Source organism: Psychromonas sp. B3M02 (assembly GCF_003318165.1).
Classification (GTDB): Bacteria; Pseudomonadota; Gammaproteobacteria; order Enterobacterales; family Psychromonadaceae; genus Psychromonas.
The window spans coordinates 23094-34155 of sequence record NZ_QOCB01000026.1; the positions used below are offsets into that span (position 1 = coordinate 23094).

Below are 11062 nucleotides of genomic sequence, written 5' to 3' on the forward strand. Positions count from 1 at the left end.
TTGTAATCGGTATAATATCTTGTGCTGATAGATTAAAACTATTACATGGTAATGATTATCATTTAAATAGTAAATAGATAATCACAAACTTGTTACTAAACTGTTAGGAAAAAGACAATCATGTTATTTAATACGCCCCTGCAAAAGGCGACCTTGATCAAACGTTACAAACGATTTTTAGCGGATGTCACCTTAACAGATGGGTCTGAAACCACTATTTATTGCGCTAACACAGGTGCAATGACAGGTTGTGGTGATACCGGCGATACCATTTTTTACAGCACCTCGGACAATAAAAAACGTAAATATCAATACACCTGGGAATTTACTTTAACTACTGATCAACATCTTATCTGCGTGAATACCGCTAAAGCGAATGCATTAGTAGCGGAAGCAATCAAGCAAAATCAGATTCCAGCACTGTGCGGTTATCAAGATTGCCAAGCAGAAGTTAAATATGGAGAGGAAAACAGCCGTATCGACTTCCTTTTAACACAAAAAAATAAACCAAACTGTTATGTAGAAGTAAAAAGTTGCACTTTACTGGATGAACGTGTTCAACCTGGAGATGGTTATTTCCCCGACGCAGTAACTACACGAGGTCAAAAACATCTACGTGAATTAATAGAGATGAAACATCAAGGGCACCGTAGTGTTTTATTATTTGCAGTATTACATTCGGGAATTAAAAACGTCCAGCCAGCAAGCTTTATAGATAAGAAATACGCAGCCCTATTTGAACAAGCCAAAGCAGAAGGTGTTGAGGTTGTCTGTTACTTCCCTAATTTACATCAATATATAGATGTTCAATAAAACGAATCTGAAAGGGATCAACACGGTTCAATAATCATGCTGCAAGTTTACACAAGCAGCATGAACTTTTAATTCTATAAAGCCGCTAAAATTGTTTCGGCTTTACTGGCTTCAAATTCACCCGCTTCTTCAACATTTAAAGCTGTCACAACACCATCTTCAATAATCATTGCATAACGCTGTGAGCGAACGCCACCAAATCCAGCTGTATCTTTATCTAAACCTAGTGCTTTTGTGAAGCTAGCATCGCCGTCACCTAACATTAACAATTCAGATGCATTTTGTGCTTCACCCCATGCCTTCATTACAAACGCATCATTAACGGCTATACAAGCAATTAAATCTACACCTTTTGCTTTCAGCTTATCAGCAAGTACTACATAACCTGGTAAATGTGCTTCTGAACAAGTTGGTGTAAATGCTCCGGGAACAGCGAATAACACGACTTTTTTAGCAGAAAATAACTCATTAACATCATGAGATTGCATGCCATCAGCGGTTAATTGGCTTACGTTTGCTGCTGGTAATTTTTGACCGACTTGAATCATAATTTTGTCCTTGTATGGAGAAAGTAACCCATCCATTCAATATTATAAATAGATGGGCTGGGCGAATCTTAGTTTAGCCCTAAACTCCAATAGCAGACAATGACTAAAGTAACGGATATGATAAAATAAGGCTTAAACAAGCTTAATTCACTTTAAACTGAATGACATTGTCACTGAGTTGTTCTGATAAATCGTTCAGTTCAATTGATGCCTGATAGACTTTCTCAGAAACATCTAAGCTTTCTCTATTTTGATCACTTACGTTTATTAAATTACTATTAATATCCTCCGATACATTCCCTTGTTGTTCAGTAGCCGTAGCAATTTGAGCCACCATATCACTAATTAAATTGGTAGAGTTTTTGATATTTTCGAACATAGTTTGCGTTTGTTCAGTGGATTTTACATTTTGGTGTACTTTATCAAAGCCGTCTTCAATGGACACCACTGCGTTTTTCACACCGGCTTGAAGTTTACCAATCATCTGTTGAATTTCATTAGTCGATTCTTGGGTTTTGCTAGCCAAAGAGCGAACCTCATCGGCAACTACTGCAAAGCCTCGGCCATGCTCACCTGCACGCGCCGCTTCAATGGCTGCATTGAGTGCTAATAAGTTAGTTTGATCAGCAATATTACGAATAACGTCCAACACCACCGCAATATTGTTCGACTCTTCTGTTAGTGTTGTAATATCGTCATTCGCTCGTTGTATTGATTGTGACAGCTCTTTCACATCTTGAACGGACTGATCAATTAATACCATGCCATTATTAGTCATCTCAGTCGTTTCATTAGTTGCTGTCGAGGCATGTAAGGTATTTTCAGCGACTTCTCGAATAGACGCACTGAATTGGTTAACAGCGGTCGCAATAGCTTCAATTTTTTGATGTTGTGATACATTCAAGTCTTTGCTAGAAACAGACATATCTCTCAACCCTTTTGCATTGCTATTTAACGAAATACTGTTTTCTTTAATTAACGCAATTAAGTGCTGCAACTTACCTACAAATAAATCGAATTCATTGGCAAGATCACCTAATTCATCTGCTCTTTGAGACGAAATGCGCTGCGTGAGATCACCATCTCCTTCACGGATTTGCTTAATACGCGCAGTTAAATCATCAATCCCACCTACTAAAACTTTTGGTACTAAATAAGTTAATACTGCCGATACAATCACCACAAAAATAATAAAACATAGTAACCAAAATTTATGACTATTCACTTCCGCGTTAACATCGTCAATTGTTACTTGAGATTCTTTATAGAGCAGCTCACCTGCGGTATCAAGAATATCCCTTAACTCTGAGAAATGTTGTCGATTAATTGTAAACAGTAATTCCTCTGCTTCTTCTTTTTTACCTTGAGCAAATAAATGAAAATATTCATCAGAGTCTTTTTTCCAAATGTCATAACTCAGATCAAAGCCAGTTAATTTATCTATTATCTCAGGATAACCCGATAATAACTCCCGATACTCTTGCATTTTATCCGTTGTTTGCTGAGCATTTTCTTCAAAGTCTTTCTTAAAAGAGGGATCATTTTCATGTAGATACTCAAGCTGTGCGACATAAGCTTGATACAGGTCTCTATCTGCATTTAATACAAGAGATAACGCGGGAATAAAACGATGCCCTTCCGTTTCTATACCATCGGTTAATTTAGAGGTAATAGAGTTGTAAGCAACGACAACTAGAATTAAAGAGATAAACACTAACCCAATGGATAGTGATAATTTAATTCTAATGCTTTTACCTATAGTATTTAACAATGTACTGCTCCTTGCTGCTATTGTTCTTCATTCCTTGAATACCTCTATTGTAGTAGACAAATCAAAATAAAAAGGAGATAAAAGTAGAAAAACAGCAATTAAAGCGATGAATTTATTTACAATGATCCTGTTTACTTAAAAAGTACCCCCTATTAATTAAAAATATGGCTATATATAAAGAGTGCCTAAACCAGTTTTCAATCGACCTCGCCATGTAATGCCATAGTAAATGTAGTGATATAAAGGTAAACTCCCGCCCAAAGTAATATATTAAATAGACGGTGAAGAGAATGAGTAGAAAAATTGAATTGTTAGCCCCTGGTGGTGATGTTGATGCCATTAAAGCCGCCATTATCGCAGGGGCTAATGCCATCTACTGTGGCTTAGATATTTTTAATGCTCGTAACCGTGCTGCAAACCTGTCTTTTGATGACCTAGTTGGGATCATCAAATTAGCACATGAATATCAGTGTGAGGTTTTTCTAACCCTAAATATCGTTATCCTAGAGCATGAATTGCCTGCATTAACTAAGTTATTAAACCAGTTAGTAAATACTGGTATTGATGGGATCATTGTGCAAGATCTTGGCTTATTCAACTTAGTTAAAAAGTTCTTCCCAAGCCTACATATTCACGCCTCTACTCAGCTCACCACTCATAACGAAGGTCAAGTACTGTTCCTTGCTAAAATCGGGGCGACACGCGCCAACTTATCACGTGAATTAAATCTATCTGAAATCAAAAGTCTGACTGCATTAGCTCACGACAATGATGTATTAACCGAAGTCTTTGTTCATGGCGCACTATGTATTGCCTTTTCGGGTCAATGTTACTCAAGCTCAGTGAGTGTCGGTAATTCTGGTAACCGTGGTCGTTGCAGTCAAGCCTGTCGTGATGAATATGAAGAAACCAATGCAGGTAACAAATACCCACTTAACTTAAAAGATAACTCAGCTTGGTTCGACTTACCTGAACTAGTCGATGCTGGTGTTGACTCATTAAAAATTGAAGGCCGTATTAAAGGTGCACAATACGTACATACCGTGGTTGATAGCTGGCGTCAGCAGATCAATCAATTTGTTGATACAGGCAAATTATTAGCAGATGATTCAGCTTTATATAAAGTGTTTAACCGAGACTTCACCAATTCATTCTTAAAAGGCAACTTAACCAAAGATATGTTTATCGATAATCCACGCGATAACAGCTTTACCCATGCCAATGAAAAAAGTAATGCTATTTCTGTGGTACAAATCCAAGAAGCGCAAGATATTCTACGTGATGACAAAAACAAAATAGTAGATGAGGTCGCTGCAAAAGTTGCCACTTTAAAGATCGACAAAAGTGACCTTTCACTGAGTTTTTCTGGGCAGTTAGATAGACCATTTACAGTAACAATTGTTATCGACCAAAAAACCATTATCGTAGAATCAAATTCTAACTTAATTAAATCAGAGCAATCTGCCGTTACAGAGGAAGCCATTGCGAAGCGTTTTAAAAGCTTTAAAAATAGCCGTTATAACGTCGCTGAGTTTGATTTCTCAAGATTAGACTCAGGTTTAACCATTCCTTTTAAAGAGTTAACTGACGTTAAAAATAAAGTCGCTTATTATCTCAATGGTGAAAAGGAAGTGATACCTGCGGTGACTATTCCTGCATTAACATCTCATCCAAAACTCAATGAACAACCAACACTATCCATATTGATCAGTGATGAAAAGGATGCTTATCTTGGAGACTTAACAGAGGCAGATATCTACTTTAAACTCCCTGAAAGCTTTAAAAAACGCTGTAATAAACAACGTGATATTCTAGCTCGTAATCCACGTTTCATTCCATGGTTCCCAGCAGTATTAATTGGTAAAGATTACATCGAAGCCGTACGTATTTTAGAGGAATTAAAGCCAGAGCGCATTGTTACTAACAATACAGGTATTGCTTATAAAGCTTTTGAAATGGGTATTGAATGGATAGCAGGTCCGTTTTTAAACACCACTAATTCTTACGCATTATTAACCATGCAAGAAGAGTTAAACTGTGCAGGTGCATTTATCTCAAATGAGATTAACCGCAATCAAATTAAAAACATCAAACGTCCAGCTAACTTCAAAATGCTATACAGCATCTACCACCCTATTTTGATGATGACTAGTCGCCAATGTTTCTTCCAACAAACCGTTGGTTGTAACAAGCCGAGTATCGAAGATGGTTGTATGTTGAAGTGTCAAAAAGCCACGACCATTACCAATGTCAAAGGCATTTCATTTGCCGTTGATAAACAACTCGGTGGTTACCCAAGTATTTACAACCACGAACAATTTTTAAACTTTGAAGCAATTAAAGACTTCTCAAACTTATTTGATGAATTCTTTATTGACCTAACCGATATCGGTTCAGGCTCAAAAGAGAAACAAGATAAAGCAGAGTTAATTAAATACTTTGAAGATTTCCTAGCCGGTGATCAACAAGCAGAAGTCACAGTGACTAATTTAATTCCAGTGTCGACCAATGCTCAGTACCAGCAAGGTTTGTAAATAAAAATAAGGAGCTATACTAATAAAGTGTATGTTTAGCTCCTTGCTTAATTCACATCATTCAATTATCTACTTTATTGCTTGTCATTGCTCTTTTTGCCGCAAGCCACTCAAGAAACGCTTTTTCATCTCTTTCTTTACGATCACTATGTAGCCCTAATACTCCAAGCAAGCCAATGGGAATATAGGTAGAAAACCCAATCATAACGACTATATAGGCCCAACCAGCTCGTGTTCTTTGATAAAAAACAACACCAATCAGGCTAAGTACCCAACCACTTCCAAAAATGATAAATAGCACCAAAGCAACCAATGATTCTGTACTAGTCACCACAAAAAAAACAATAAAAAATTACTTTAATCGGTTAGATATACTTACTTAACAATCTTAAAAATAAAAGCACCCCTAAAATAAAAACCTACAATTATTGTTTAATCATGAAGGTATAAATAAAGCTGATTAAAAATAAACCAAAAAAACGCTGCTTTTAATCACATAATTCGATATTTTCGCTGCTTAATCTGTATACTGCCCGACCTAAATATTTCTGTAGCTTGATAATGCTATTTTGCGTATCAAACTACTCTTAACTGATGGAATCTTGATTTTGATATCTACCGCAAACATTACAATGCAATTTGGCGCTGAGCCTTTATTTGAAAACATTTCTGCCAAATTTGGTAACTACAACCGTTACGGTTTAATTGGTGCAAATGGTTGCGGAAAATCAACCTTCATGAAAATTCTAACCGGAGCACAAGAGCCAAGTGCAGGTAATGTATCTTTAGATCCAGGTATCAAGATGGGTACGTTAAGCCAAGATCAGTTTGCCTTTGAAGAGTATACGGTTATTGATGCGGTGATCATGGGTGATAAAGAGCTATGGAAAGTAAAACAAGAGCGTGACCGTATCTATAGCTTACCTGAGATGTCAGAAGAAGATGGCATGAAAGTAGGTGAACTAGAAAGTGAGTTTGCTGAAATGGATGGTTATACAGCTGAAAGTCGTGCTGGAGATATCCTTTTAGCCGCAGGTATTGAAGAAGAGTTTCATTTTGGTTTAATGAAGCAAGTTGCGCCAGGTTGGAAACTGCGTGTGTTATTAGCACAAGCATTATTCGCTAACCCAGATTTACTATTACTGGATGAGCCAACCAATAACTTGGATATCAATACCATTAACTGGTTGTCTGACGAGTTAAATAAACGTCGTTGTACTATGATTATTATTTCTCATGACCGTCACTTCTTAAACTCAGTATGTACACACATGGCAGATATCGATTACGGTGAGTTACGTATTTATCCGGGTAATTATGAATACTTCCTAGAAGCATCATCATTAATCCGTGAGCAACTCTTATCTGAGAATGCGAAGAAAAGTGCAGAAATTGACGAACTACAAGACTTTGTAAACCGTTTTGGTGCTAATGCCTCTAAAGCGAAACAAGCCAGCTCTCGTGCAAAGAAAATGGATAAGATCAAACTGGATGAAGTGAAAGCAACCAGTCGTCTTCACCCTTCTTTATCGTTTGATGAAGGTAAAAAAATGCATCGCCAAGCACTAGTATTAGAAGGCTTAGGTCACGGTTTTGATGAAGGTCCTTTATTTAGCGGTGGTGATATCATATTAGAAGCCGGCGCTAAACTGGCTATTATTGGTGAGAATGGTGTCGGTAAAACGACCTTTATGCGTTGTTTAGTCAATGACTTACAACATAACGAAGGGGTAGTTAAGTGGTCTGAAAATGCCTCTATCGGTTACTGTCCACAGGATAGCTCAAAAGACTTTGATAATGATTTAACGTTAATGGATTGGATGGGTCAATGGCGTACCAGCAAACATAACGATTTAATGGTGCGCGGTATTTTAGGGCGCTTATTATTTACTGATGATGATGCTAATAAAAAAGCACGTAATTGTTCAGGTGGTGAGAAAAACCGTCTACTATTCGGTAAATTAATGATGCAAGATGTCAATGTATTAGTGATGGATGAACCTACTAACCACATGGACTTAGAAGCCATTGATGCCTTAAATAATGCATTAAAAGAGTTTAAAGGTACGTTAGTTTTTGTCAGTCACGACCGCGAATTTGTCTCTTCACTAGCAACACGTATTATTGATATTAAAGAAAAACAAGTCATCGACTTCCAAGGAACTTATAACGAGTACCTAGCAAGTCAAGAAGAAGCAAAGAAATTAGCTTAATACCTTAATGAAAATGGTCATGTGAGTCGATTTGATTCAGCACCATTGTTCAATAGAATCACCTTATAATGGTCAGTTTAACTGGCCATTATTGTTTTAATGAGAGAAGAGTATGTCATTTTCATCGCTTGGGTTAAGTGCCCCAATTGTACAAGCCGTAACTGAACAAGGTTATGAAGCACCAACGCCTATTCAAGAAAAGGCGATACCTAAAGTATTAGCCGGCAAAAATGTGATTGCCGCTGCACAAACTGGCACTGGTAAAACAGCTAGTTTTGTCTTGCCTATTTTACAAAAATTAATTGATGCGCCAATGGTTCGTCCTAAGCGTGTGCATGCGATTATTTTAACGCCTACACGAGAGCTTGCTATCCAAGTTGAAGAGAACATTCAACATTATGCTAAGCACATCAATATCACTTCGATGGCCATGTATGGCGGTGTTGATATCGAGCCACAAAAACAGCGTTTAATTGAAGGTGTTGATATCTTAGTGGCAACACCTGGGCGCCTATTGGATATGTATACGCGTCGCGCTATTCATTTTGACGAAACAACGATTTTAGTCATTGATGAAGCTGATCGTATGTTAGATATGGGCTTTATTAGCGACATTAATAAAGTCGTTGAAAAGTTACCAGAGCAACGTCAAAACCTATTGTTTTCAGCCACTCTATCAAAGCAAGTGCGCTTTCTTGCAAGAACAGCGGTAACCGATGCTGTTGAGATTTCGATTATGCCAGAAAATGTAACTGTACCCAAAATTGCACAACACTTAATTACCGTCGATAAAGAGTTTAAGTCAGCATTATTAGGTCATTTAATTCATGATAATAAATGGCAACAGGCTTTGATCTTCATTGAAACAAAACGCGGCGCAGCTAAATTAGTTAGCCAGTTAGAAAAACGCGAAATTGCAGCTGAATCTTTTCATAGTGGCCGTAGCCAAGCGATGCGTGAGCAATTAATGGAAGAGTTTAAAGCAGGTAAAATTCAATTCTTAGTCGCAACCGGCATTGCGGCGCGTGGTATTGATATCGATGATTTAGAAAGAGTAGTTAACTACGATCTACCTGATGAGGCAGAAGACTACGTACACCGTATTGGCCGTACAGGTCGAGCAGGTGCTGCAGGAGAAGCGATCTCATTCGTCTCAAGAGATGACTTCCGTAACTTATGCGCCATTGAACAACACCTAGGTTACTTTATTAAACGTGAAGTTATTGGAGGGTTTGAGCCTAAATTAGTAGTACCTAACTCTGATGCCGCTTACGCACCTAAGAAAGCACAAAAAGGGCGTCGTCGCCAATCATCAAGACGTTCAGCTAAATAACCTTGATGTAAAAAAGAGTCAATCAATATCACTTGTTCTTGTGTAGCAAGTCGGTAATTACATACATCAGCTCTTTAATACATCAATAATAGTTGCGAGCACTTTATGTGCTGTGCAACTATTCCTTCTTTTAGATACTTCGACTCCTCATTAACTTCCACCAACCTATAGATTAATTAGTAATAAAAATAGGTTCTTTGAACCTTTCTCAAATTAAATTTTAAAATTGTGAAATTAAATCGAATCTTTCAAGGTCTTTGATTATTCCAAACTAAAATTTTTAAAATTCTAAGGAAAAATCAATGTCTCAAACTCTATCTACCAACACTAAAAGCCGCTTGGAATGCGCTCTATTTTCTCTGCGTCTAGGTGTATTTATTGTAATGTTTATGTGGACGATGGATAAATTCGTTAACCCTGGTCATACAGCTAAAGTATTTGAAATATTTTATGGTATAAGCTCAAGTACAATTGCGGTTTATGTACTAGGCGCTGTGCAATTAGTATTGGTTCTGGCGTTCTTAGCAGGTGTGAAAAAACGCTTAACATACGGTTTAATCTTCATATTGCACGGTGCATCAACGTTATCTGCTTATAACCAATACATAGATGGCTTTAACAACCTATTGTTCTTTGCTGCTTGGCCAATGTGGGCAGCTTGTTTTGCCCTTTATCTACTACGTGATGAAGATGTGAAATTTACTATTAAGTAATATATTGCACTAATAACAGCCCAGCCTTCCCGCTGGGTTTTTTATTGGTATATCTAGCACTTTTAATCAAGGAAGTTTTAATGTCTCAATCTCTTTCACCCGCATTAACAGAGCGCCTACAAACTAGCTTATTCGCACTGCGTTTGGGTGTTTTCATTGTTATGTTTGTTTGGACTATGGATAAGTTTGTAAACCCTGGTCATTCAGTTGTAGTATTTGAAAAATATTATGGGCTAGGGAGTAGCGACTTAATAAGTTACTTAATAGGAGCCTTGCAGTTACTGTTAGTATTAGCTTTTGTAACCGGCATTAAGAAGCGCTTTACTTACGGGCTAATATTTTTAATGCATGGCGGCTCTACACTTTCTGCTTTTGCAAAATATGCAGATCCGTTTAATAGCTTACTATTTTTTGCAGCTTGGCCGATGTGGGCAGCCTGTTTCGCTTTATACTTATTACGCGATGCAGACATAAAATTCACTATTAAATAATAGTAGTCATCATAGAAATAAAAATGCCCCAGCCATCTTGTGACTGGGGCATTTTTTTATTACGCATTAAAGGGATTAAGCTTAAGCGCTTAACGAGTCGTTACCCATAACGCATGTATGATCCCTGGCACCCAGAAGAAAATACTTAAAATTAAGTTAATTAGAAAATCCTTTCCTAATCCAAACTTCAACAATACCGCCAGTGGTGGTAAGAAAATACAAATAATAATATTAATAAGCTGATTCAAAATATCCTCCTGAATTTTAAGTGATTATTTCATCTACAATATCATAACCACAGTTATCTGCTCAATTTTTCTACTTTTAATCAAGGTCCGGCCCCGCATCTCTTTAGGACAAGTTTACAAGCAACGAATAACACCTCATTGATTGTATTGCAAAGTACTCCGCCAACGATGAAATAAGTTATTTTAACAAAAGAAATAGATCAATTAATCAGTGTGATTGGTATAAACAGAGACTCTAAAAATTTAAACCATCATTTATACCAATCATAGTAAGTAACTGATCTATTTTACTTGTTAAAACAACTTTTTTTTCGTTGTAAGTTTCGTATAGGGAACAACCATTTACATCAACTTACGCCTCAAACTAAGCCATTTTTCCGGCGCAAAATTTAGATCAG

General features: G+C 37.1%; 10 protein-coding genes. 6 read left to right on the plus strand and 4 right to left on the minus strand.

Annotated features, from left to right (window positions below; translation table 11 throughout):
• Nucleotides 1–120 precede the first annotated feature (120 nt).
• A complete protein-coding gene (sfsA, locus tag DS885_RS03680) occupies nt 121–813 on the plus strand; it encodes a DNA/RNA nuclease SfsA (RefSeq protein ID WP_113818055.1) in 693 nt (230 codons plus the stop codon).
• Nucleotides 814–887: 74 nt separating this feature from the next.
• Here sfsA and DS885_RS03685 read toward each other — a convergent pair whose 3' ends face one another.
• Entirely contained in the window at nt 888–1361 is a 474-nt protein-coding gene (locus DS885_RS03685) for a peroxiredoxin (RefSeq protein WP_113818056.1), read from the minus strand.
• A 142-nt stretch (nt 1362–1503) separates the two neighbouring features.
• Nucleotides 1504–3132 (minus strand): methyl-accepting chemotaxis protein, encoded by a 1629-nt coding sequence (locus DS885_RS03690; RefSeq protein ID WP_113818057.1) that lies wholly within the window; start codon nt 3130–3132, stop codon nt 1504–1506.
• Nucleotides 3133–3422: 290 nt separating this feature from the next.
• On the opposite strand from DS885_RS03690, the gene DS885_RS03695 reads away from it, so the two are divergent.
• Nucleotides 3423–5666, plus strand: coding sequence for a peptidase U32 family protein (locus DS885_RS03695; protein WP_113818058.1), 2244 nt, complete (start codon nt 3423–3425; stop codon nt 5664–5666).
• 61 nt (nt 5667–5727) lie between these two features.
• Here DS885_RS03695 and DS885_RS03700 read toward each other — a convergent pair whose 3' ends face one another.
• Complete coding sequence (locus DS885_RS03700) at nt 5728–6000, minus strand: hypothetical protein (RefSeq protein ID WP_113818059.1); 273 nt, start codon at nt 5998–6000, stop codon at nt 5728–5730.
• Nucleotides 6001–6274: 274 nt separating this feature from the next.
• Here DS885_RS03700 and DS885_RS03705 point away from each other — a divergent pair, with 274 nt between their 5' ends.
• The 4 genes from DS885_RS03705 to DS885_RS03720 all read left to right on the plus strand — a co-directional run bounded on the left by DS885_RS03705 (nt 6275) and on the right by DS885_RS03720 (nt 10416).
• A complete protein-coding gene (locus DS885_RS03705) occupies nt 6275–7879 on the plus strand; it encodes an ABC-F family ATPase (RefSeq protein ID WP_113818060.1) in 1605 nt (534 codons plus the stop codon).
• Nucleotides 7880–7991: 112 nt separating this feature from the next.
• A complete protein-coding gene (locus tag DS885_RS03710) occupies nt 7992–9212 on the plus strand; it encodes a DEAD/DEAH box helicase (protein WP_113818061.1) in 1221 nt (406 codons plus the stop codon).
• Between the two features lie 302 nt (nt 9213–9514).
• Nucleotides 9515–9925: a hypothetical protein gene (locus tag DS885_RS03715; RefSeq protein ID WP_113818062.1), complete on the plus strand. Its 411-nt coding sequence runs from the start codon at nt 9515–9517 to the stop codon at nt 9923–9925.
• A gap of 80 nt (nt 9926–10005) precedes the next feature.
• Nucleotides 10006–10416, plus strand: coding sequence for a hypothetical protein (locus DS885_RS03720; protein ID WP_113818063.1), 411 nt, complete (start codon nt 10006–10008; stop codon nt 10414–10416).
• 89 nt (nt 10417–10505) lie between these two features.
• On the opposite strand, the gene DS885_RS03725 is transcribed toward DS885_RS03720, so the two are convergent.
• A complete protein-coding gene (locus tag DS885_RS03725; protein ID WP_113818064.1) occupies nt 10506–10664 on the minus strand; it encodes a YqaE/Pmp3 family membrane protein in 159 nt (52 codons plus the stop codon).
• Nucleotides 10665–11062 lie beyond the last annotated feature (398 nt).